19 protein-coding genes are annotated in these 22,446 nt (G+C 60.8%); 14 read left to right on the top strand and 5 right to left on the bottom strand.

Annotated elements, in window-relative coordinates; all coding sequences use genetic code 11:
- On the bottom strand, positions 1-1,070 hold a 1,070-nt coding region (gene bioF / locus PMI28_RS27575; RefSeq protein WP_007981426.1), incomplete at its 3' end, for an 8-amino-7-oxononanoate synthase.
- A 176-nt stretch (positions 1,071-1,246) separates the two neighbouring features.
- Positions 1,247-2,302: a biotin synthase BioB gene (gene bioB, locus PMI28_RS27580; RefSeq protein ID WP_007981424.1), complete on the bottom strand. Its 1,056-nt coding sequence runs from the start codon at positions 2,300-2,302 to the stop codon at positions 1,247-1,249.
- Positions 2,303-2,394: 92 nt separating this feature from the next.
- Between bioB and PMI28_RS27585 the strand changes: the two genes are divergently transcribed.
- The 5 genes from PMI28_RS27585 (at position 2,395) to rarD (ending at position 8,196) form a co-directional block, all read left to right on the top strand.
- On the top strand, positions 2,395-3,135 hold the full coding sequence (locus PMI28_RS27585; RefSeq protein ID WP_007981422.1) for a ComF family protein: 741 nt from the start codon (positions 2,395-2,397) through the stop codon (positions 3,133-3,135).
- A gap of 63 nt (positions 3,136-3,198) precedes the next feature.
- Positions 3,199-3,963, top strand: a complete 765-nt coding sequence (locus PMI28_RS27590) for a TOBE domain-containing protein (RefSeq protein ID WP_007981419.1) — start codon at positions 3,199-3,201, stop codon at positions 3,961-3,963.
- Between the two features lie 66 nt (positions 3,964-4,029).
- Entirely contained in the window at positions 4,030-5,931 is a 1,902-nt protein-coding gene (locus PMI28_RS27595; protein WP_007981418.1) for a PhoX family protein, read from the top strand.
- Positions 5,932-6,128: 197 nt separating this feature from the next.
- Complete coding sequence (locus PMI28_RS27600; RefSeq protein WP_007981417.1) at positions 6,129-7,103, top strand: serine/threonine protein kinase; 975 nt, start codon at positions 6,129-6,131, stop codon at positions 7,101-7,103.
- A 205-nt stretch (positions 7,104-7,308) separates the two neighbouring features.
- Positions 7,309-8,196 carry an EamA family transporter RarD gene (gene rarD / locus PMI28_RS27605; RefSeq protein WP_007981415.1) on the top strand — a complete coding sequence of 296 codons (888 nt, stop codon included), beginning with the start codon at positions 7,309-7,311 and terminating at the stop codon, positions 8,194-8,196.
- Positions 8,197-8,411: 215 nt separating this feature from the next.
- Here the strand turns inward: rarD and PMI28_RS27610 are convergent, their stop codons facing one another.
- Entirely contained in the window at positions 8,412-8,930 is a 519-nt protein-coding gene (locus PMI28_RS27610) for a glycine cleavage system protein R (RefSeq protein WP_007981412.1), read from the bottom strand.
- Positions 8,931-9,498: 568 nt separating this feature from the next.
- On the opposite strand from PMI28_RS27610, the gene PMI28_RS27615 reads away from it, so the two are divergent.
- A complete protein-coding gene (locus PMI28_RS27615; protein ID WP_007981410.1) occupies positions 9,499-11,676 on the top strand; it encodes a malate synthase G in 2,178 nt (725 codons plus the stop codon).
- A 195-nt stretch (positions 11,677-11,871) separates the two neighbouring features.
- Here the strand turns inward: PMI28_RS27615 and PMI28_RS27620 are convergent, their stop codons facing one another.
- Positions 11,872-12,318 (bottom strand): response regulator, encoded by a 447-nt coding sequence (locus PMI28_RS27620; protein WP_007981408.1) that lies wholly within the window; start codon positions 12,316-12,318, stop codon positions 11,872-11,874.
- A gap of 255 nt (positions 12,319-12,573) precedes the next feature.
- Between PMI28_RS27620 and PMI28_RS27625 the strand changes: the two genes are divergently transcribed.
- The 8 genes from PMI28_RS27625 to PMI28_RS27655 all read left to right on the top strand — a co-directional run bounded on the left by PMI28_RS27625 (position 12,574) and on the right by PMI28_RS27655 (position 21,875).
- Positions 12,574-14,514: a putative nucleotidyltransferase substrate binding domain-containing protein gene (locus PMI28_RS27625; RefSeq protein ID WP_033063020.1), complete on the top strand. Its 1,941-nt coding sequence runs from the start codon at positions 12,574-12,576 to the stop codon at positions 14,512-14,514.
- Positions 14,511-15,218 (top strand): 3'-5' exonuclease, encoded by a 708-nt coding sequence (locus tag PMI28_RS27630; RefSeq protein WP_007981405.1) that lies wholly within the window; start codon positions 14,511-14,513, stop codon positions 15,216-15,218. The genes PMI28_RS27625 and PMI28_RS27630 overlap by 4 nt, the downstream gene beginning before the upstream one ends.
- 265 nt (positions 15,219-15,483) lie before the next feature.
- Positions 15,484-16,002, top strand: coding sequence for an RNA polymerase sigma factor (locus tag PMI28_RS0128200; protein WP_033063019.1), 519 nt, complete (start codon positions 15,484-15,486; stop codon positions 16,000-16,002).
- A complete protein-coding gene (locus PMI28_RS27635) occupies positions 15,999-16,973 on the top strand; it encodes a FecR domain-containing protein (protein WP_007981402.1) in 975 nt (324 codons plus the stop codon). Before PMI28_RS0128200 ends, PMI28_RS27635 begins: the two co-directional genes overlap by 4 nt.
- A 272-nt stretch (positions 16,974-17,245) precedes the next feature.
- On the top strand, positions 17,246-19,690 hold the full coding sequence (locus tag PMI28_RS27640) for a TonB-dependent siderophore receptor (protein WP_007981400.1): 2,445 nt from the start codon (positions 17,246-17,248) through the stop codon (positions 19,688-19,690).
- Between the two features lie 72 nt (positions 19,691-19,762).
- On the top strand, positions 19,763-20,893 hold the full coding sequence (locus PMI28_RS27645) for a PepSY-associated TM helix domain-containing protein (RefSeq protein ID WP_033063023.1): 1,131 nt from the start codon (positions 19,763-19,765) through the stop codon (positions 20,891-20,893).
- Positions 20,890-21,069 carry a hypothetical protein gene (locus PMI28_RS27650; protein WP_007981396.1) on the top strand — a complete coding sequence of 60 codons (180 nt, stop codon included), beginning with the start codon at positions 20,890-20,892 and terminating at the stop codon, positions 21,067-21,069. The genes PMI28_RS27645 and PMI28_RS27650 overlap by 4 nt, the downstream gene beginning before the upstream one ends.
- Before the next feature lie 176 nt (positions 21,070-21,245).
- Positions 21,246-21,875, top strand: coding sequence for a glutathione S-transferase family protein (locus PMI28_RS27655; protein WP_033063022.1), 630 nt, complete (start codon positions 21,246-21,248; stop codon positions 21,873-21,875).
- A gap of 48 nt (positions 21,876-21,923) precedes the next feature.
- Here PMI28_RS27655 and rloA2 read toward each other — a convergent pair whose 3' ends face one another.
- Positions 21,924-22,430, bottom strand: coding sequence for a retropepsin-like aspartic peptidase RloA2 (gene rloA2 / locus PMI28_RS27660; RefSeq protein WP_007981391.1), 507 nt, complete (start codon positions 22,428-22,430; stop codon positions 21,924-21,926).
- Positions 22,431-22,446 lie beyond the last annotated feature (16 nt).

Raw genomic sequence — 22,446 nt, 5'->3', positions numbered from 1 at the left:
CGGCCCCTGCCGGCGGGTACGGTGGGCGGGCGAATCGCGGTCACCATCAACCCGCGCTCGCGCAGCATTTGCGAAAGGCGTACCGCACGCCCGGCATCGCCGATCATGATCGGCTGGATCGGCGTGAAGCTGTCCATGAGCTCCAGGCCAATCTGTTCGGCACCGTCGCGGAACTGGCGGATCAGCGTCTGCAAGTGCTCGCGGCGCCAGTGTTCACTGCGCAGCAGTTCCAGGCTTTTCAATGTGGCGCAGGCCAGCGCAGGTGGCTGGCTGGTGGTGTAGATGTAGGGACGGGCAAACTGAATCAGACTTTCGATCAGCTCTTCGCTGCCAGCCACAAAGGCACCCGCCGTACCAAAGGCTTTGCCGAGCGTGCCGACCAACACCGGAACATCATCCTGGCTCAAACCGAAATGCTCGACGATGCCGCCACCGTTGGCGCCCAGTGGTCCAAAACCATGAGCATCGTCGACCATCAACCAGGCGCCTTTGGCCTTGGCCTCTCGGGCCAGTGCTGGCAGGTCGGCAATATCGCCGTCCATGCTGAACACGCCATCGGTGACCACCAGCGTATTGCCGGTGGCTTTTTCCAGGCGTTTGGCCAGGCTCACCGGGTCGTTGTGCAGATATCGATTGAACCGTGCACCGGACAACAGCCCCGCGTCGAGCAGCGACGCATGATTGAGCCGGTCTTCGAGCACCGTATCACCCTGCCCCACCAGCGCCGTGACCGCGCCGAGGTTGGCCATGTAACCGGTGGTGAACAGCAACGCACGCGGGCGACCGGTCAGGTCGGCCAAGGCTTCTTCCAGGGCGTGGTGCGGGGCGCAATGGCCAATGACCAGATGTGACGCCCCTCCGCCCACACCCCACTTCGAAGCGCCGGCGCGCCAGGCCTCGATCACTTGCGGATGATTGGCCAGACCCAGATAGTCGTTGTTACAGAACGCCAGCAGCGGCTGGCCATCGACCACCACTTGTGGCCCTTGCGGGCTTTCAAGCAGCGGGCGCTGGCGATAGAGATTTTCGGCACGACGGGCAGCAAGGCGTGCGGCGAGATCGAAAGACATGCAGGCCTCAGACAGTCAGATCACATAAATCAGAATTGAACCCAATCTAATGTGGGAGCGGGCTTGCTCGCGAAAGCGGTGTGTCAGTCGACATCAATGTTGAATGTCAGTCCGCATTCGCGAGCAAGCCCGCTCCCACAGGGGTTTTGCATTCATTCAGTGGACGCAGTGGTTGCTCAAACCGCCGCGTTATAGAACTGCTCGCTGCTCTTCTGCTCCACCAACGCCTGCTCGATAGCCGCCTGATGCACTTCGTCGGCATGTTCTTCGCGGGCTTCCGGCAGGATGCCCAGACGCGAGAACAGTTGCATGTCCTTGTCGGCCTGCGGGTTGGCGGTGGTCAGCAGTTTTTCGCCGTAGAAAATCGAGTTGGCACCGGCGAAGAACGCCAGGGCCTGCATCTGTTCGTTCATGGCTTCGCGGCCGGCAGACAGGCGCACGTGGGATTGCGGCATCAGGATGCGCGCGACCGCGAGCATGCGGATGAAATCGAACGGATCGACGTCGTCGGCATTTTCCAGCGGCGTACCGGCGACTTTCACCAGCATGTTGATCGGCACCGACTCCGGATGCTCCGGCAGGTTGGCCAGCTGGATCAGCAGGTTGGCGCGGTCGTCCAGCGACTCGCCCATGCCGAGAATGCCACCGGAGCAGATCTTCATCCCCGAGTCACGGACATACGCCAGGGTTTGCAGGCGCTCGCTGTAAGTGCGGGTGGTGATGATGCTGCCGTAGAACTCCGGCGAGGTATCGAGGTTGTGGTTGTAGTAGTCGAGGCCGGCCTTGGCCAGCGCTTCGGTCTGCTCCTGATCCAGGCGACCGAGGGTCATGCAGGTTTCCAGGCCCAGGGCTTTCACACCTTCGACCATCTTCAGTACGTAGGGCATGTCCTTGGCCGACGGATGTTTCCACGCCGCTCCCATGCAGAAGCGGGTCGAACCGATGGCCTTGGCGCGAGCGGCCTCTTCGAGAACCTTCTGCACTTCCATCAGCTTTTCTTTTTCCAGGCCGGTGTTGTAGTGACCGGACTGCGGACAATATTTGCAATCTTCCGGGCAGGCGCCGGTTTTGATCGACAGCAGGGTCGACACCTGGACGCGGTTGGCGTCGAAATGCGCACGGTGCACCGTCTGCGCCTGGAACAGCAGGTCATTGAATGGTTGAACGAAGAGTGCTTTGACTTCGGCCAAAGTCCAGTCATGACGCAGGGTTGCAGTGGTGCTGGCACTCATGGGCGTTTCCTTTGATTTATGCTTGGCTAGCGACTGGGGAATGGAATACCCACAGGCGCGACACGGATGTTCGGCATATTTAAGGAAGAGCGATGCGCTGTCAACCGCGATACGAAGGGCCGGTTTACATCTGGTTAAAAAACAATCAATCCTGTCTTGTTTGCGATCAAACTGCCGACAACACCCTCCCTGTCTGCATGGCCTGCGAAATTGAGTTGCCCTGGCTCGGTGAGCACTGCCAGACTTGCGCCCTGCCTCTCCCGGCAGCGGGCCTGACCTGCGGACACTGCTTGAAGCAGCCACCGGCCTTCGAACAGGTGATCGTCCCCTGGACCTACAGCTTTCCGATCGACAGCCTGATCACCCGCTTCAAGCACAATGCAAAGTGGCCGTTTGGCCGCCTGCTCGCCGAACTCCTCGCTCAGTATCTGCAACATCGATTCGAAAACGATCTGCAGCGACCCGATGCACTGATCCCGGTGCCGCTGGCCAACCGGCGCCTGCGCAAGCGCGGGTTCAATCAGGCTGCAATGCTGGCTCACTGGCTGGGTGCAAGTCTCGATATCCCTTGCGCCGAACGCTTGCTGCTACGAACCCAGGATACCGACGCTCAACAGGCATTGAACGCCGAAGCACGCCGAAACAACCTGCGCAACGCTTTCGCCCTGACGCCCGGCGCCGTCGTCAAAGGCCGGCACCTGGCCCTGGTCGACGATGTACTGACCACCGGTGCCACGGCCCAGGCCCTGGCTCGCCTGCTGATGGGCGCCGGTGCGGCGAGGGTCGATGTCTATTGCCTGGCCCGCACGCCCAAACCCGGCGAGACACCCTGACTTGACTCGCGCCCCCCAAGCGGCCAACGTCCTCACCATCGTCACCACCCAAAGCGACTTGCCATGTCTTTGCCAACCTTGCTGTCCCAGCACATTGTCCGCCGTCCGCAGCGCATCGCCCTGCTGCAGCACATCGCCGAACAAGGCTCGATCACCCGCGCGGCAAAAAGCGCGGGCCTGAGCTACAAGGCCGCCTGGGATGCTATCGATGAGCTGAACAACCTGGCGCAGAAGCCGCTGGTGGAGCGGATTGTCGGTGGTAAAGGCGGTGGCGGTGCGCGCCTGTCCAATGAAGGTGAGCGAGTGTTGCGGCTGTACCAGAAGCTGCAAGCCTTACAGGCCCAGGTGCTGGAAGCCGCTGAAGACACGAGCGACCTCAACCTGCTCGGGCGCTTGATGCTGCGCACCAGCGCGCGCAATCAGTTGCACGGCAAGGTGATGGCGATCGAACCCCAGGGGCGCAACGACCTGATTCGCCTGGAAGTCGCCGAAGGCTTGATCGTCGATGCGCAAATCACCCACGACAGCACCGAGCGCCTGGAACTGCAAATCGGCACCGAAGTCGTGGCCTTGATCAAGGCTGGCTGGCTCGATGTGCTGGAGATCGATTCAGCCGAAACGCCGGGAAACAATTGCCTGAAAGGCACCATCGAGAAGATTCTCGACGCCGACGACGGCCCCAGCGAAGTGCGCATCACCCTGCCCAACGGCCTGACCCTGTGCGCGCTGGACGAACCAACGCATCTGCAGGCATTGGGGCTGACGGGCGGCAAGCCAGTGCGTGTGGAGTTTTCGCCGTCCAGAGTTCTGCTGGGCACGCCGCTTTAAGCAAAACTGCAACAAAAGGTTCATTACTCACCATTAAGGTGTCTGCAAAACCGCAGGGAGCCAGAAATGAGCCTATTAGAAGAAAACCAGTCCACCGACCTCGAAACCATGGTCGGCCTCAGTCGTCGCAGCTTCATCAGCGCAGGTGCCCTTTGCGGCGCGGCGATGTTCCTCGGCGGCAACCTGCTGAGCCGCAGCGTAATGGCCGCCAGTGTCAGCGCCGGTAACAGCCAGTTGCTGGGCTTTGACAGCATCGCCGCCGCCACCAGCGACTCCATCACCCTGCCACCGGGCTACAAGTCCTCGGTGCTGATCAGTTGGGGCCAGCCCCTGCACAAGGACGGCCCGGCGTTCGACCCGAGCGGCAACGGCAGCGCCGAACATCAGGAAGCCCAGTTCGGCGACAACAACGACGGCATGAGCCTGTTCGAATTTCCGGGCGAAAAAGACCGGGCACTGATGGCGATCAACAACGAATACACCAACTACCGCTACCTCTACGCCCACGGCGGCATGCCGCAATCGGCGGAAGAAGTGCGCAAGGCGCTGGCCTGCGAAGGTGTGTCGGTGATTGAAGTGCAGCGCAAGAACGGCCAATGGCAATTCGTCCAGGGCTCGCGCTACAACCGCCGGATTCATGGCAATGCGCCGATCAGCCTGAGCGGCCCGGCCGCCGGACATGCCCTGTTGAAAACCGCCGCCGATCCCCACGGCAAGAACGTCCTCGGCACGTTCCAGAACTGCGCCAACGGCAAGACGCCGTGGGGCACCTATCTGACCTGTGAAGAGAACTTCACCGACTGCTTCGGCAGCAGCAACGCAGAACAGAAATTCGACCCGGCGCAAAAACGCTATGGCGCGGTGGTGACCAGCAAAGAGATCAACTGGCACCCACACGACGAGCGCTTCGACCTGGCCAAGAACCCCAACGAACTCAACCGTCACGGCTGGGTAGTGGAAATCGATCCGTTCGATCCGCAGTCGACGCCGGTCAAACGCACGGCCCTGGGCCGCTTCAAACACGAAAATGCGGCCCTGGCCGAAACCGGCGATGGCCATGCCGTGGTGTACATGGGCGACGACGAGCGCGGCGAGTTCATCTACAAATTCGTCAGCCGCGACAAGATCAACCACAAGAACCCCAAGGCCAACCGCGACATTCTCGATCACGGCACGCTGTACGTGGCGCGTTTCGATGCGGGCGACGGCAACGCCGATCACTCGAAAGGCCAGGGTGAATGGATCGAACTGACCCACGGCAAAAACGGCATAGACGCCAGCAGCGGCTTTGCCGATCAGGCTGAAGTGCTGATCCACGCCCGTCTCGCCGCCAGTGTGGTGAAAGCCACGCGCATGGATCGCCCGGAATGGATCGTGGTCAGCCCCAAGGATGGCCAGGTTTACTGCACGCTGACCAACAACGCCAAACGTGGCGAAGACGGGCAACCGGTGGGCGGGCCGAACCCGCGCGAGAAGAACGTCTACGGGCAGATCCTGCGCTGGCGCACCGAGCGCGACGATCACGCCTCGCACACCTTTGCCTGGGACCTGTTTGTGGTGGCCGGCAATCCGGGCGCGCATGCCGGTACGCCAAAGGCCGGCTCGTCGAACATCACGCCGCAGAACATGTTCAACAGCCCGGACGGCCTGGGCTTCGACAAGGCCGGACGCCTGTGGATTCTGACCGACGGTGATGTGAGCAACGCCGGAGACTTTGCCGGCATGGGCAATAACCAGATGCTCTGCGCTGATCCGGCGACCGGCGAGATTCGCCGCTTCATGGTCGGGCCGGTGGGCTGCGAGGTGACCGGGATCAGCTTCTCGCCGGACCAGAAAACCCTGTTTGTCGGGATCCAGCATCCGGGCGAAAACGGCGGTTCGACCTTCCCCGAGCATCTGCCTAATGGCAAGCCGCGCTCATCGGTGATGGCGATTACTCGCGAGGATGGCGGAGTCGTCGGCGCCTGACAGGCCCTCTTCGCGAGCAAGCCCGCTCCCACATTTGACCGAGTTAATTCAGAAGACTGCGGTCGAATGTGGGAGCGGGCTTGCTCGCGAAGGCGTCATCCCGGACAACACTCATATCAAGCCCAAACACTATAGAAGCCCCGTCTGCGCTACCATGCCTGGCCGGACGCAGCAGCCTGCTGCGCGCAGGAGTCAGCATGGCCCACCCGTTTGAAACCCTCACGCCAGACCTCGTGCTCGATGCTGTAGAAAGCATCGGCTTTCTCAGCGACGCGCGCATTCTGGCGCTCAACAGCTACGAGAACCGCGTCTATCAAGTTGGTATCGAAGATGCCGAGCCGCTGATCGCCAAGTTCTACCGGCCACAACGCTGGACCAACGAAGCGATTCTGGAAGAACACCAGTTCACCGCCGAACTCGCCGACTGCGAGGTGCCGGTCGTGGCGCCGTTGATCCACAACGGTGAAACCCTGCACGAACACAACGGTTTCCGCTTCACCCTGTTCCCCCGCCGTGGTGGCCGCGCACCGGAGCCAGGCAACCTCGATCAGCTGTATCGCCTGGGCCAGTTGCTCGGACGCCTGCATGCGGTCGGCTCGACCCGACCGTTCGAGCACCGTGAAGCGCTGGCGGTGAAAAATTTCGGCCATGACTCACTCAATACCTTGCTCGACGGTAACTTCATCCCCCGCAGCCTGTTGCCGGCCTACGAATCGGTGGCCCGCGACCTGCTCAAGCGTGTGGAAGATGCCTACAGCAACACCCCGCACCAGAACATCCGCATGCACGGTGATTGCCACCCCGGCAACATGATGTGCCGCGACGAAATGTTCCATATCGTCGACCTCGACGATTGCCGCATGGGCCCGGCGGTTCAGGACATCTGGATGATGCTCGCCGGCGATCGTCAGGATTGCCTGAGCCAGTTGTCGGAACTGATGGACGGCTACAACGAATTCCACGATTTCGACCCGCGTGAACTGGCCTTGATCGAACCGCTGCGCGCCCTGCGCCTGATGCATTACAGCGCCTGGCTCGCCCGCCGCTGGGACGATCCGGCATTCCCCCGCAGTTTTCCGTGGTTCGGCACCGAGCGATATTGGGGTGATCAGGTGCTGGCATTGCGCGAGCAGTTGGCCGCGCTCAATGAAGAGCCGCTGAAACTCTTCTGACAAACACAGACCCCATGTGGGAGCGGGCTTGCTCGCGAAGGCGGCGTATCATTCAACATTGATGTCGACTGGCACGCCGCCTTCGCGAGCAAGCCCGCTCCCACAGGTTCTGTGTTCACAAATGACTTACCTATTCAGTCAGGACATTCGCAGACAAATCTCCCTACAATCCCCTCTTTGTTAGCTGCCTAAGCAAGGATTCTGCATGCAAGCCGCCAACCCGCGTCGCGGGTACATACTGGGCCTGAGTGCCTACATCATCTGGGGACTTTTCCCACTTTATTTCAAAGCCATCGCCAGCGTGCCCGCCGTGGAAATCATCATCCACCGGGTGCTGTGGTCAGCACTGTTCGGCGCCTTGTTGTTGATGGTGTGGAAGCATCCCGGCTGGTGGCGCGAGCTGCGGGAGAACCCACGACGGCTGGCGATCCTGGCCCTGAGCGGTTCGCTGATCGCGGCCAACTGGCTGACTTACGTCTGGTCAGTGAACAACGGACGCATGCTGGAGGCCAGCCTCGGTTACTACATCAACCCGTTGGTGAACGTGTTGCTGGGCATGTTGATTCTTGGCGAACGGCTGCGACGCATGCAATGGATTGCCGTCGGCCTGGCGGCTGTAGGTGTGGCGCAGCAGGTCTGGCAAGTCGGCAGCCTGCCGTGGGTGTCGCTGGTGCTGGCACTGACCTTTGGTTTCTATGGTTTGATTCGCAAGCAGGCGCCGGTCAAGGCGCTGCCGGGGCTGGTGGTGGAAACCTGGATGCTGGTGCCGATTGCCCTAGGCTGGTTGTTGCTCAATCCGACAGCCAGTAGTGCCCAGGCCGAATTCTGGACCACCTCCGAAGCCTGGTGGCTGGTGGCCGCCGGTCCGATCACACTGGTACCGCTGGTCTGTTTCAACGCTGCCGCACGGCATTTGCCCTACACGACACTGGGGTTTCTTCAGTACCTGGCGCCAACCCTGGTTCTACTGCAAGCCGTACTGCTGTTTGGCGAGCACCTGTCGTCCAGCACCTTGGTAGCATTCATGTTTATCTGGGCCGGTCTGGCGGTTTACAGCGTCGATGCGTGGATAAGTTTGCGCCGCCGCAGCTGATCAAAAAACACACAAACCTCTACAGGCCACGTATTCCGTGGCCTGCCTCATTCCTTCCCAAGGTTATCCACAGCGTGATCCCCGCCGATTGTGCGCAAGTGGTTGAAACTGCTGGTTTTTTGATCAGTTTCCGGCAAGCCCCGGTCGGCGCGGCCTGGCGGGGTGTCTCTACAGGTTATCCACAGGCAGGTGCACGTTTAACTTGGATAACCTGATCAGGGTTCACTGCGCAGCACCAATTCAACCATCAGGTCGTCAGCCAGGGTCTCCAGGCGCGATTGCAACACGTCCAGCGACAGCGTCAGCGGGACCGCAAGAATCGCTTCGGCGTGGAACAGCGGCTCGCTGCTCATTGGTGCCGGGCGCACTTCGGTCACCAGTCGCTCCAGGTTCACTCCCTGCTCGCTCAACAAGCGTGTGATGTCACGCACGATCCCCGGACGATCATTGCCCACCAGTTCCATGGCGATCGGCTTCCAGGTGCAGGATTGTTCGATACTGCTTTCGGCGACCAACACGCGAATGCCCTGGGCGGATAAACCCTGCAGGGCATCGACCAATTCGTCGTAGGCCTCGGCCGGCACGCCCACCCGCAGGATGCCGGCGAATTGTCCCGCCATGCGCGACATGCGGCTTTCCAGCCAGTTGCCGCCGTGCTCGGCAATGCATTGGGCAATGCGCTCGACTTGCCCGGGCTTGTCCGGAGCAAAAACGGTGAGTACGAGATGATCCATGGCGCAGCCCTCTGGTCATGTTTTTTGTTATGGAAAAACAAGTATAGGCAAGGGATGGGAGGTGTCTGGGCAGATCCGGAATCAAAGGTGAATCGACTGCCCTCTTCGCGAGCAAGCCCGCTCCCACAGGGTCATGCGCAGTCCTTGTGGGAGCGGGCTTGCTCGCGAAGGCGGGCACCACCGATCCGACACGCCCAACAAATCGTGTACAAGTTTTGATATTTAACTGGAACAATCCAATAGTTTTTTGAGAACATCACGCTCCCCGACGTGACCGCAATGCGTCATGGGGTCGCAGAACGACGTAATTAGTCTAATTTTCACAACCGCAATTCATCATGTAGTATGCCGCAGCGCGCACTACATAATGTTGGATCGATGTCTGCCGCAGGCACGTTCGCAACCCTGAAAGCCCTGTCAGCAAGGCCCCAAGCCGTTGATTGGTCCCAACCCAGCCGCCTGTCACGGGCATGTACTGGTAGAGGGGTTTGTGGTTTAAATGGCCAGAGGCTTCATTGTTAATTTGAAGAGCTGAAAAGCGAAATAGCTGAGCAGAGTGAGGCAAGCAATGACTGAACACGTTCAAGTCGGTGGCCTGCAGGTCGCCAAAGTCCTGTTCGACTTCGTGAACAACGAAGCCATTCCCGGTACCGGCCTCACCGCCGATAAGTTCTGGGCCGGTGCCGACAAGGTCATTCATGACCTGGCGCCGAAGAACAAAGCCCTACTCGCCAAACGCGATGATTTCCAGGCTCGTATCGATGGCTGGCACCAAACGCGTGCCGGCCAGACGCACGACGCCGTGGCCTATAAAGCCTTCCTGCAAGACATCGGTTATCTGCTGCCAGAAGCGGCCGATTTCCAGGCAACGACGCAAAACGTCGATGACGAAATCGCCCGCATGGCCGGCCCACAGCTCGTGGTGCCGGTCATGAACGCCCGCTTCGCCCTCAATGCCTCGAACGCCCGCTGGGGCTCGCTGTACGACGCGCTCTACGGCACCGACGCCATCAGCGAAGCCGACGGCGCGGAAAAAGGCAAAGGCTACAACAAGGTTCGCGGCGACAAGGTCATCGCCTTCGCCCGTGCCTTCCTCGACGAGGCGGCGCCATTGGCGGCCGGCTCCCACGTCGATTCCACCGGCTACAAGATCGTCGGCGGCAAACTGGTGGTCGCCCTTAAAGGCGGCAGCAACACCGGCCTGCGCAACGACGCTCAGTTGATCGGCTTCCAGGGCGATGCCGCTGCACCGACCGCGATCCTGCTGAAAAACAACGGCCTGCATTTCGAAATCCAGGTCGACGCCAGCACCCCGGTCGGCCAGACCGACGCGGCCGGCGTCAAAGACATCCTGATGGAAGCGGCACTGACCACCATCATGGACTGCGAAGACTCCGTCGCTGCTGTCGATGCCGATGACAAAGTGGTGATCTACCGCAACTGGCTCGGCCTGATGAAGGGCGATCTGTCGGAAAGCGTCGCCAAGGGCGGTCAGACTTTTACCCGTACCATGAACGCCGACCGCACCTACACCGCTGTCGATGGCAGTGAACTGAGCCTGCACGGTCGTTCGTTGCTGTTCGTGCGCAACGTTGGTCACCTGATGACCATCGACGCCATCCTCGACAGTCAAGGCAACGAAGTGCCGGAAGGCATTCTCGACGGTCTGGTGACCTGCCTCTCGGCAATCCACAACCTCAACGGCAACAGCTCGCGCAAGAACAGCCGCACCGGCTCGGTCTATATCGTGAAGCCGAAGATGCACGGCCCTGAAGAAGCGGCGTTCACCAACGAGCTGTTCGGTCGCATCGAAGACGTGCTGGGTCTGCCACGCAACACCCTCAAAGTCGGGATCATGGATGAGGAGCGTCGTACCACGATCAACCTCAAGGCCTGCATCAAGGCGGCGAGCGAGCGTGTGGTGTTCATCAACACCGGTTTCCTCGACCGCACGGGCGATGAAATCCACACCTCCATGGAAGCCGGCCCGATGGTGCGCAAGGCGGACATGAAGGCAGAGAAATGGATCGGCGCCTACGAGAACTCCAACGTCGATATCGGTCTGAGCACCGGTCTGCAAGGTCGCGCACAGATCGGTAAAGGCATGTGGGCGATGCCGGACCTGATGGCTGCGATGCTCGAACAGAAAATCGCTCACCCATTGGCCGGTGCCAACACCGCCTGGGTACCGTCGCCGACCGCAGCTGCGCTGCACGCGCTGCACTACCACAAGGTTGACGTGTTCGCCCGTCAGGCCGAACTGGCCAAACGTGCCCACGCTTCGGTGGACGACATCCTGACCATCCCGCTGGCGGTGAACCCGCAGTGGACCGCCGAACAGATCCAGAACGAACTGGACAACAACAGCCAGGGCATTCTCGGTTACGTGGTGCGCTGGATCGACCAGGGCGTCGGCTGTTCGAAAGTGCCGGACATCAACGACGTCGGCCTGATGGAAGACCGTGCAACGCTGCGTATTTCCAGCCAGCACATCGCCAACTGGCTGCGTCACGGCATCGTCACCGAAGATCAGGTCATGGAAAGCCTCAAGCGCATGGCGCCAGTGGTTGACCGCCAGAACGCCGGTGATGCGCTGTACCGTCCGCTGGCCCCGAACTTCGACAGCAACATTGCCTTCCAGGCAGCCGTCGAACTGGTGGTCGAAGGCACCAAACAGCCGAACGGCTACACCGAGCCTGTTCTGCACCGTCGTCGTCGCGAGTTCAAGGCTGCCAATGGCCTGTAACTGAGCGTTTACGCCGGATACGAAAAAGCCCTGATCGAAAGATCAGGGCTTTTTTGTATGCAATGATTTGTTGCTCTTTGTGGGAGCGGGCTTGCTCGCGAAAGCAGTGCATCTGCCAAAAAATACTCAACTGACACTACGTATTCGCGAGCAAGCCCGCTCCCACAGGGATTGTGCAGGGTTTACTGGTTTGGACTAAGGCTCTATCCCAAGTTCATGCTTGACCAACACCAGCAACTTGTCGGAATCAATGGGCTTGAGCAGGAAATCCACCACGCTCAAATGCATGGCAGCGATGGCGTCTTTCACGTCGGCATCGCCGGAAACGATGATGATCGGCATCGCGGCCCGCACCGATTCACGCACCTGGCGAATCAGCTCCAGGCCATCGATATGCCCCATCCGCAGATCGGTAATCACCAGGCCAATCGAAGGTTTCTCTTCCAGCATCTTCAGAGCGGTTTCGCCACTGGCCGCCGTCATGCAGTGAATGCCGTCCAGCGCCAGCATCTCCGATAGCAGATCCCGGGCCTCTTTGTCGTCATCGACGACCAGCACCCGTTGCGGTGGCAGATCAGGCTCCAGCATGACGGCACTGAGCGCCTCGCGCTCGGCGTCACTCAAAATATCGTGGTCAGACATGGCGTTCTCTACATGTTCAATTCATTTCCCTAGCACAGTGGAGAGACATCGCTAAGCAGGCCTTCAATGTGCACTTCGTTGGATAATTTTCCAATAGCAGAATAGAGAGGTTTTTCTCACAGTTGCGTAGGGTTTTTCCGACATTCCATCACCCTGATTGCCTACCTAGACTTACGTCCAATGGGCACCTCGACCGCGGGGGTCGACCATGGGTGAGTCATCCGACAACAAAAAATCCAAAAAAAGACTGCGGTAATGGTTATGAGTAAAGCGGACGCCTTCACACAGGCAGGGAAAACCGCGGTGTTGCAGAACATCCAGGGCACGTTGCAATTCCTTCAGCGTTTCCCGCCCTTCAACCAGATGGAACACGCACACCTGGCGTATCTGGTGGAACAATGTCAGCTGCGTTTTTACGCCCCCGGCGAGAGCATCATCAAACCTGCCGACGGCCCGGTTGAGCACTTCTATATCGTCAAGCAAGGCCGGGTCGTGGGCGAGCGTCCGGATACGGCAAAAGGTGGCACCGAAACGGTCTTCGAGATCACCACCGGCGAGTGTTTCCCCCTCGCGGCGTTGCTGGGCGAACGGGCGACCCGCACCGAGCACCTTGCCGGCGAAGACACCTTTTGCCTGCAACTGAACAAGCCGGCGTTCATCCGCCTGTTTTCGCTATCGGACACCTTCCGCAACTTCGCCCTGCGCTGCGTCAGCAGCCTGCTGGATCAGGTCAACCAGCAAGTGCAGCAAAAAGCCGTGGAAACCCTCGGCACCCAATATTCGCTCAATACCCGACTGGGCGAATTGGCCATGCGCCACCCGGTGACATGCAGCCCGCAGACGCCGTTGCGCGAAGCCGTGACGTTGATGCATGAACAGCAAGTCGGCAGCATCGTGGTGGTCGATGAACACAAGGCGCCATTGGGGATTTTCACCCTGCGCGACCTGCGCCAGACGGTAGCCGACGGCAGCAGTGATTTCAACGAAGCCATCGAAAGGCACATGACCCGGGCGCCGTTTTTCCTGTCGCCGGATCACAGTGCCTTCGACGCGGCGATTGCCATGACAGAGCGGCATATCGCCCATGTCTGCCTGGTCAGGGACCAACGTTTGTGCGGCGTAGTCTCGGAGCGCGATCTGTTTTCCCTGCAGCGGGTCGACCTGGTGCACCTGGCGCGCACCATCCGCAACGCGCAGAAGGTGGAAAACCTGGTGGCGCTGCGGGGCGAAATCGGTCAACTGGTCGAGCGCATGCTGGCCCACGGCGCGTCTTCGACGCAGATCACCCACATCATCACCTTGCTCAACGACCACACCGTGTGCCGGGTGATCGAACTGACACTGGCCGAAAAAGGCGACCCCGGCGTGCCGTTCAGCTGGCTGTGTTTCGGCAGCGAAGGCCGTCGCGAACAGACCCTGCATACCGATCAGGACAACGGCATTCTGTTCGAAGCCAGGGATGCGGCCCAGGCTGCCGAAATACGCGGCAAGTTGTTGCCCATCGCCCAGCAGATCAACCAGAGCCTAGCGCTGTGCGGCTTCACCTTGTGCAAGGGCAATATCATGGCCGGCAATCCCGAGCTGTGCCTGTCCCGGGTCGAATGGGCGCGGCGCTTTGCCGCGTTTATCCGCGAGGCAACCCCGGAGAGCCTGCTGGGCTCGAGCATCTATTTCGATTTACGCGTGGTCTGGGGCAGCGAGCAAGGCTGTGAGCAATTGCGTCGGGGGATTCTCGATCAGGTCGGCGACAACCGTTTGTTCCAGCGCATGATGGCCGAGAATGCGCTGCGCAATCGCCCGCCCGTAGGGCGCTTCCGCGAATTCGTGCTGGCGCGCAAAAATGGCGAGAAGGCCACCCTGGATTTGAAAGTTCAGGGTCTGACCCCGTTTGTCGATGGCGCCCGGTTACTGGCCCTGGCCCATGGCATCGAGGCCAACAACACGCTGGAGCGTTTTCGCCAGTTGGTCGCCAAAGAGGTCATCGAACCCCTGGACGGTGCCGCGTACGAAGAGGCCTATCACTTCATCCAGCAAACCCGCATGCAGCAACATCAACTACAGACCCGGGAGAATTTTCCCTACTCGAACCGGGTCGATCCCGACAGCCTCAATCATCTGGACCGGCGCATCCTGCGTGAGTCCCTGCGCCAGGCACAACGCCTGCAAAGCAGCCTGACCTTGCGGTATCAGCTATGAGCCTGTTTTCCTGGCTGCGCCCGCCAAGCCTCGCCCTGCCCGCCGACCTGCAACAACGGCTGGAACGCTTGCCCGCCGCTGCCGCCCTGAGCGAATGCAGCCTGCGCGAGCAGCGTTGGGTGGTGCTTGACCTGGAAACCACCGGGTTGAACCTGAACAAGGACCGCGTGTTGTCCATCGGCGCGGTGGTGATCGAAGACGGGGCCATCGACTTTCGCCAGCAGTTCGAACGCACCCTGCAATATCCGCAAGTAAAACTCGGCCCCAGCGTGCTGATCCACGGTATCGGCCCCAGCGCCATTGCAGCGGGCAGCGACCCGGCGCAAGCGCTGCTCGAACTGATGGAATACATCGGTGACAGCCCGGTGCTGGCCTTCCACGCGCCGTTTGACCAGCACATGCTCGGACGTGCGCTGAAAGATCATCTGGGTTGCAAGTTGCAGCATCCGTTTCTGGATGTGGCGGACATTGCACCGCTGCTATGTCCCCAAGCGCATATTCGCGAGGCGGGGCTGGACGACTGGATCGACTGGTTCAAGCTCGAAGTCTTCGAACGCCACCACGCCAGCGCCGACGCCCTGGCCACCGCTGAACTGGCGCTGATCCTGTTCAGCCGCGCGCGGCAGCAGCAGATTCATAGCCCGTTGAATCTGCAACAGCGATTGAGTCAGTGGAAACGTCGGCGGCAGGCGCCGTCCTTTTAGACTCAACTCAAATCTTGTGGGCGTATGCATTAACTGTGGCGAGGGAGCTTGCTCCCGTTGGGTTGCGAAGCGACCCTCAGCATTTCTCCTGCCAGGTTTAACGACTGCTTCGCAGCCGAGCGGGAGCAAGCTCCCTCGCCACAGGTGTTAGCTCGCCATCACACCGCACCAATCACCCGACCAACGCCAATTGCTTACCTCCCTCGCCTCTGCCACAATCGCGAACAATTCTCGTTAGTTAATATTTCCCAATCGGTGATGTTGCGTGTCGTCAGTCCCAAGCCCTCAAAGTGAGCTCGTCGGTGCGTTGTATCGCGACCATCGCGGTTGGCTATTGGCCTGGCTTCGACGCAACGTCGCCTGCCCGCAGCGGGCCGAAGACCTGAGCCAGGACACTTTCGTGCGCTTGCTGGGCCGTGAGGAACTGAAGGAACCGCGCGAGCCGCGGGCGTTTCTGGTGGCGATTGCCAAGGGCCTGCTGTTCGATTATTTCCGTCGCGCCGCCCTGGAACAGGCCTATCTCACCGAGCTGATGCTGATTCCCGAAGCCGAACAACCGTCGGCGGAAGAACAGCAAATGATCCTCGAAGACCTGAAAAACATCGACCGTTTGCTCGGCAAGCTTTCCAGCAAGGCCCGGGCGGCGTTTCTCTACAACCGTCTCGACGGCCTCGGCCATGCGGAAATCGCCGAGCGCCTGGGGGTGTCGGTGCCGCGGGTGCGCCAGTACCTGGCCCAAGGCATTCGCCAGTGCTACATCGCGCTGTACGGTGAGCCGACATGAACCCGGTCAGTTCCAAACCGGTATCGGCCAACGTGCTGGACGCGGCGATTGCCTGGCAGTTGTCCATGGATGGCGCCAACCCGGTAGAGCGCGAAGAATTCGCCAAGTGGCACGCTGCCCACGAAGAGCACGCACGCGCATGGCGCCAATTGGGCATGCTCGACCAGCGTTTCAGCGTGGCCAGCGGCCCGGCCCGCACTGCCCTGCTGCAATCGCGAGAAGGCATTCGTCGGCGGGTGCGCAAGCTCGGCAATGGCGTGGCGAGCGTGGTGGCCGTGATCGGCCTGGCGCTATTTGCCGGGCCACGTTACCTGCCGATCGATTACTGGCTGGCCGACCAGCGCACCGCCGTGGGTGAGCAGCGCACCCTGCGCCTGGCTGATGGCACGCTGATCAATCTCAACACCCACAGTGCCCTGGATGTGCGCTTCGATGAAAAGCAGCGACGCATCGTGCTTCAGGAAGGTGAAATCCTGGTTGAAACCGGCCATGGCGATCCCCGGCCATTCATCGTCGAAACCCGTGAAGGCAGCATGCGCGCGCTGGGTACGCGGTTTCTGGTCAAGCGCGAGGAACAAGGCACGCTCCTGAGTGTGTTGCAGTCGGCGGTGGCGGTTCACCCCGGGGCCAACCCTGACGAACAGGTTCTGCGCGAAGGCCAGCAGGTGCTGATCCGCAGCAATGGCCTGGGTCCGATTCTGGCCGTCAACCTCGGCGCGGATGCCTGGACCCGCGGCATGCTGGTGGTGGACAACACGCGGCTGGAAGATCTGGTGCATGAAATCGGCCGCTATCGACCCGGTTACGTCGGGGTCGCGCCGGAAGTGGCCGACCTGCGCATCACCGGCAGCTTCCCGCTACGCGACACCGACCTGGCGCTCAACGCCCTGTTGCCAGCCTTGCCTGTGCAGATCGAACAGCACACGCAATGGTGGGTGAAGGTGGTGGCCAAACCCGATACCAAGCCCTGATCCCGCACACAGACCCTTTGTGGCGAGGGAGCTTGCTCCCGCTCGGCTGCGCAGCAGTCGCCAAACCGGCAAATGCGGTTTACCTGATAAATCGCGGGGGCCGCTTCGCGCCCCAGCGGGAGCAAGCTCCCTCGCCACAAAGGCACACGCCTGAAACTCTTCAGTGCCCACTGAATAACTGAATCGAAATAATTTTCATCCCGCCCTATCACTTTTTGATTTTCGTTCGGCACACAGGCAATTGAGAAATATTTCCATTCAGGAGCCGCTGTATGCCCCGTTCGCTAGACTCCCTGATACGCCGCAGTTTGCTGGCGGTCGCCATTGCCCTTTGTACCCCTTTGGCCAGCAGCCAACTGGTCGCCGCTGAACAGGCCTCCAGCGTCCACGCCTACAACCTGCCGGCCGCACCACTGGCCAGCACCCTGAACCAGATCGCCAGCCAGGCTGGTTTGGCCCTGTCGTTCAATCCATCCCTGGCGGCGGGCAAGACCTCGGCCTCGGTCAAAGGCCAGTTCGACGCAGCCGGCGCCCTGCGCGAAGCCCTGCGTGGCACCGGCCTGCAACTGGAGCAGAGCAGTGCGGGCACCTACAGCCTGGTGGCCGTGCCCGAGGGCGTGATGGACCTGCCGGCAACCAGCGTGATCGGCGTGGAAGATACTGAAAGTGCCTGGGGCCCGGTGCAAGGCTACACAGCCAAGCGCAGCGCCGCCGGCACCAAGACCGACACTGCGCTGGTCGAGGCACCGCGTTCGATTTCGGTCGTTACTCGCCAACAGATGGACGACCGCAACGTACACACCCTTGATGATGCCGTGCGCTACCTGCCGGGCATCACCGCCAGCAGCTTCGGCAGCGACACCCGCTCCGACTGGTTGCGCGTGCGGGGCTTCGAACCGACTCAATTCCTCGACGGCCTGCCACTGCCAAAAGGTGTGTACGCCAACCCGAAACAGGAAACCTGGAACCTCGACCGCCTGGCTCTGCTGCGCGGCCCGGCCTCGTCCGTGTACGGCCAGACCCCGCCGGGCGGCCTGCTGGACATGGTCAGCCGTCGCCCAAGCGCCGAAGCCAGCAGCGAGATCCAGTTGCAATACGGCAGCGACAATCATCGCCAGATCAACTTCGCCAGCACCGGCAAGATCGACGACGAAGGCCAGTTCCTCTACAGCCTCAGCGGCGTCCTGCGCGACGGCGGCACGCCCATCGACCACATCGATGACAAGCGCTACAACATTGCACCGAGCCTGACCTGGAACATCGACGAAGACACCCGGTTCACCCTGCTCACGCAGTTCACCCGTGACGATACCGGTATCACCAGTCAGTTCTATCCGATCCAGGGCACCAAGATCGACATGCCGTTCGGCGAGATTTCCCACCACAAGAACCTGGGTGATCCGAACTACGACTTCTACGACCGCACCTACTACGCGCTGGGTTATGCCTTCGAACATCGCCTGAACGATGTCTGGCAGTTCCGGCAGAACCTGCGCTACACCAAGTCGGAGCTGTCGTTCCAGGCCGTGACCGTCAACAGCTACAACCCTGACCTTGCCAACCTCGGGTTTGTCGTCGACGATCAAGGCAACACTGGCCGTGGCACCAGCAATGTCGACGAAGACATCGCCCAATTCGCCGTGGACAACAACTTCCAGGGCGACTTCGTCACCGGCGACGTCACTCACACCTTGCTGATCGGCCTGGACCACCAGCGCAACACCACCAACTACCTGTCGATCTTCGGTACCGCGCCGGGCATCAACGTCAACGACCCGGTCTATGGCTTGCCGATCACCCGTCCGCCACGCTCCACAGCCTTCTATGACTACGAACAGAAGACCCAGCAGACCGGCCTGTACATCCAGAACCAGATGGCCCTCGACCAATGGCGCCTGACCCTCGGTGGTCGTGAAGACTGGGTCCACACCGGAACCACGTTCTTCAACAAGGGCGATGCCACCAACACCGAACGCGACAAGAACTTCAGCGGCAACGCGGCGATCAGCTACGTGTTCGACTCGGGCTTCGTGCCTTACCTGTCCTACGCCGAATCGTTCCAGCCGACCAGCAATGCCGCCGCCTCGCCGACCGAGTCGTTCAAGCCGACCGAAGGCAAGCAATGGGAACTGGGTATCAAGTACCAGCCACCAGGCAGCAACACGCTGCTGACGGCGGCGGTATATGACCTGACCCAGAAAAACGTTTCCGTCACCAACAACGTGGGCAACGTGACAGTCACCAGCCAGACCGGCGAAGTGAAAGTCAAAGGCCTGGAGCTGGAAGCCGTTTCCGACGTGAGCGAAAACCTCAAGGTCACCGCTGCCTACACCCTGGCCAAATCCGAAGTGCAAGAGGGCATTTACAAGGGCAATCGCCTGCAACTGATGCCTAACCAGCAAGCGTCGGTGTGGGGCGACTACACCTGGCACAACGGCAAGCTGGACGGCTTCGGCATCGGCGCCGGCGCGCGCTACACCGGCAACACCTATGGCGACCAGGCCAACACCTGGCTGGGCAAGGCCGGCGCCTACACCGTGTTCGACGCAGTGGTTCACTACGACCTCGGTCGCCTGGACAGCAGCCTCAAAGGCGCTTCGCTGGCCGTTAACGCGACCAACCTGTTCGACAAGGACTACATCTCGACGTGCGACAGCTTCTACTGCTACTACGGCGACCAGCGCAGTGTCGTCGCGAGTGCAACGTACAAGTGGTAACGCCTTGAGCTGATACGCCCAATGACCAGGCCGTCCTTTGTGGACGGTTTTGGCTTTTCTGAAGGCTATGAAATGAAAAGTAAAACAATTCGCCGCTGGTCCGCCGTTCATACCTGGACCAGCCTGATTTGTACGGTGTTCCTGTTGCTGCTGGCACTGACCGGCCTGCCGTTGATCTTTCACCACGAGATCGACCACTGGCTGGGCGATGCACCTGAAGTGAAGGAAATGCCGGCGGACACCCCGCACCTGAATTTGCAGCAGTTGGTAGAAGCGGCCGAGAAACACCGTCCCGGTGAAGTCATGCAGTATTTCGGCTTCGAGGACGATGAGCCCAACGCCGTGCTGACCATCATGGCCGCGACCGCAGGCACCGAGCCGAACTCGTCCCACACCTTTATGCTCGACGCCCGTACCGGCGAAGCGCTGGAAACGCCATCCGCCAACGGCGGCTTCATGATGACCATGCTGCGCCTGCACGTGGATATGTTTGCGGGGCTGCCGGGAAAGCTGCTGCTGGCGTTCATGGGGATTTTGTTCGTGGTGGCAATAGTTTCCGGCACGGTGTTGTACCTGCCGTTCATGCGTCGTTTGAAATTCGCCACCGTGCGCCAGGACAAATCCACGCGCCTGCGCTGGCTCGACCTGCATAACCTGATCGGTGTGGTGACGTTGACCTGGGCCCTGGTGGTCGGCGTGACCGGCGTGATCAGTGCCTGCGCCGACCTGATTATTGCCGCCTGGCGCAACGACAGCCTGAGCGCGATGGTCGCGCCGTACCGCGATGCGCCACCGCTGACGCAATTGGCACCGGCCACTCGTTTGCTCGACATCGCCAAGGATGTCGCGCCGGACATGCAACCGGACTTCATCGCCTTCCCCGGCACACGGTTTTCCAGTGAGCACCATTACGCGGTGTTCATGAAAGGCAGTACGCAACTGACCTCGCACCTGTTGACGCCGGTACTGATCGATGCCAGCACCCAGCAAGTCACTGCCGTGGCCGAACGACCGTGGTACATGGACGCCATGGGCATGTCGCAGCCGCTGCACTTCGGTGACTACGGCGGCATGCCGATGAAGATCCTCTGGGCGACCCTGGATGTGCTGACCATCATTGTGCTCGGCAGCGGTGTCTATTTGTGGGTGGTGCGGCGCAAGGCCGCCAAGCCTGCGCCGGAAAAAGTGGAGAGCGTGGCATGAAACCCCGGCAGTCGAACTTCTGGAAGGTCTTCTCGACGCCCACGGTAATCGCCCTGTTCAGCGCAGCCGGGCTGTTTTCCGCGCTGCTGGGGGATGGCGTTTGGGACGCCCTGAGCTGGGTTGGCCTGGGCATCCCGACTGTCCTTGCCTTGCGCGGTCTGCTGCAACGCCGCTAAACACTGTGGGAGCGGGCTTGCTCGCGAAGGCGGAGTGTCAGGCAACATCTGATGCGACTGATACACCGCTTTCGCGAGCAAGCCCGCTCCCACAGAGGATCTGTGTTTTTTGTGGTCTTGAGCTATCAAGTCAACGCGCTATGCTGCTCGACACCGCCACCGACCGAGACGTTGCCATGTCCGCCCCGAGCATGACCCTGTACCACAACCCGCTTTCCCCATTCGTTCGCAAAGTCATGGTGCTGTTGCACGAAACCGGTCAGCAGAACCGTGTGGCGTTGCAAACCAGCGTACTCACTCCGGTCAACCCGGACCTGACCCTGATCGACGACAATCCCCTGAGCAAAATCCCGGCCCTGCGCCTGGCCGACGGCAACATCATCCACGACAGCCGGGTGATCCTCGATTACCTCGATCATCAGCACGTCGGCAACCCGCTGATCCCCCGCGAAGGCTCAGCCCGCTGGCGGCGCCTGACCCTCGCTTCGCTGGCCGACGGGATCATGGACGCGGCCGTGCTGGTGCGTTACGAAGTCGCCCTGCGCGCTCCGGAGAAACACTGGGACGAATGGCTCGACGGCCAGCGCGACAAAATCCGCCGTGCCTTGGCATTGCTGGAAAAGGACGCAATTGCCGAGCTGACCTGCCACTTCGATGTGGCGGCGATCAGCGTGGCGTGTGCGTTGGGGTATCTGGACCTACGCCATCCGGATCTGGATTGGCGCGAGGCGAACCCGCAGTTGGCGGGGTGGTATTTCGAAGTGAGTCAGCGACCTTCGATGATTGCGACGATGCCCAAGCTCTAGGCACTCACACACTGAGATCGCCGCGCAAAGCTGCTTGCGCTTAAATAATCAGCAATCCGGCTTGTCCGCCGTAAACCGCCGAGCCGGATTCACCGCCGCGCCGAACTCGCGCAACGCCTTGGCGCCGATCAGCAGCGGGTAGTTGAAGCTGCTGCGGTCGGTGAGGTTGACCTCTACGGTGCGCTTGACGCTGCCCAGGCACAGCTCCAGATCGACCACTGGACGCTTCGTCGGCGCGACGACTTCGCTGTCATCCTCCTCCTCTTCGGAGCGAGTCTTGATCTTGCTGATCCGCGCAACTTTGTGTTCGTAGACTTTGTTGCTCGCATCCTTGGTACCGAGGCGGAAACGCACCCAGTCTTCGCCATCACGCTTGAAAGTTTCGATGTCCTTGGCCGACAGCGATGCGGTCAGTGCACCGGTGTCCATTTTCGCCTTGAGGACTTGCCCGCCGATTTCCGGCAGGGCGATGTATTCGTAACGCCCATAGAGGGTCGGCTCGGCGGCCATGACCGGCAGGGCGATGAGGGAGAGCACTGCAAGGAGGGATTTCACGTCTTGGACTTCCTTG

Source organism: Pseudomonas sp. GM48 (genome assembly GCF_000282335.1).
Lineage (GTDB): Bacteria > Pseudomonadota > Gammaproteobacteria > Pseudomonadales > Pseudomonadaceae > Aquipseudomonas.
The sequence above is the reverse complement of the archived record's forward strand: the minus strand, read 5'-3'. Positions and strand labels throughout refer to the sequence as shown.

Excerpts from the sequence above, each read along its gene's own strand:
- PMI28_RS27630 (WP_007981405.1), top strand. The coding sequence starts at position 14,511 with ATGAGCCTGTTTTCCTGGCTGCGCCCGCCAAGCCTCGCCCTGCCCGCC.
- PMI28_RS27585 (WP_007981422.1), top strand. The coding sequence starts at position 2,395 with ATGCGCTGTCAACCGCGATACGAAGGGCCGGTTTACATCTGGTTAAAA.
- PMI28_RS27625 (WP_033063020.1), top strand. The coding sequence starts at position 12,574 with ATGGTTATGAGTAAAGCGGACGCCTTCACACAGGCAGGGAAAACCGCG.
- PMI28_RS27645 (WP_033063023.1), top strand. The coding sequence starts at position 19,763 with ATGAAAAGTAAAACAATTCGCCGCTGGTCCGCCGTTCATACCTGGACC.
- PMI28_RS27595 (WP_007981418.1), top strand. The coding sequence starts at position 4,030 with ATGAGCCTATTAGAAGAAAACCAGTCCACCGACCTCGAAACCATGGTC.
- PMI28_RS27650 (WP_007981396.1), top strand. The coding sequence starts at position 20,890 with ATGAAACCCCGGCAGTCGAACTTCTGGAAGGTCTTCTCGACGCCCACG.
- PMI28_RS27655 (WP_033063022.1), top strand. The coding sequence starts at position 21,246 with ATGTCCGCCCCGAGCATGACCCTGTACCACAACCCGCTTTCCCCATTC.
- PMI28_RS27620 (WP_007981408.1), bottom strand. The coding sequence starts at position 12,318 with ATGTCTGACCACGATATTTTGAGTGACGCCGAGCGCGAGGCGCTCAGT.
- PMI28_RS27635 (WP_007981402.1), top strand. The coding sequence starts at position 15,999 with ATGAACCCGGTCAGTTCCAAACCGGTATCGGCCAACGTGCTGGACGCG.
- PMI28_RS27615 (WP_007981410.1), top strand. The coding sequence starts at position 9,499 with ATGACTGAACACGTTCAAGTCGGTGGCCTGCAGGTCGCCAAAGTCCTG.
- PMI28_RS27610 (WP_007981412.1), bottom strand. The coding sequence starts at position 8,930 with ATGGATCATCTCGTACTCACCGTTTTTGCTCCGGACAAGCCCGGGCAA.
- rarD (WP_007981415.1), top strand. The coding sequence starts at position 7,309 with ATGCAAGCCGCCAACCCGCGTCGCGGGTACATACTGGGCCTGAGTGCC.
- PMI28_RS27590 (WP_007981419.1), top strand. The coding sequence starts at position 3,199 with ATGTCTTTGCCAACCTTGCTGTCCCAGCACATTGTCCGCCGTCCGCAG.
- bioB (WP_007981424.1), bottom strand. The coding sequence starts at position 2,302 with ATGAGTGCCAGCACCACTGCAACCCTGCGTCATGACTGGACTTTGGCC.
- PMI28_RS27640 (WP_007981400.1), top strand. The coding sequence starts at position 17,246 with ATGCCCCGTTCGCTAGACTCCCTGATACGCCGCAGTTTGCTGGCGGTC.
- PMI28_RS27600 (WP_007981417.1), top strand. The coding sequence starts at position 6,129 with ATGGCCCACCCGTTTGAAACCCTCACGCCAGACCTCGTGCTCGATGCT.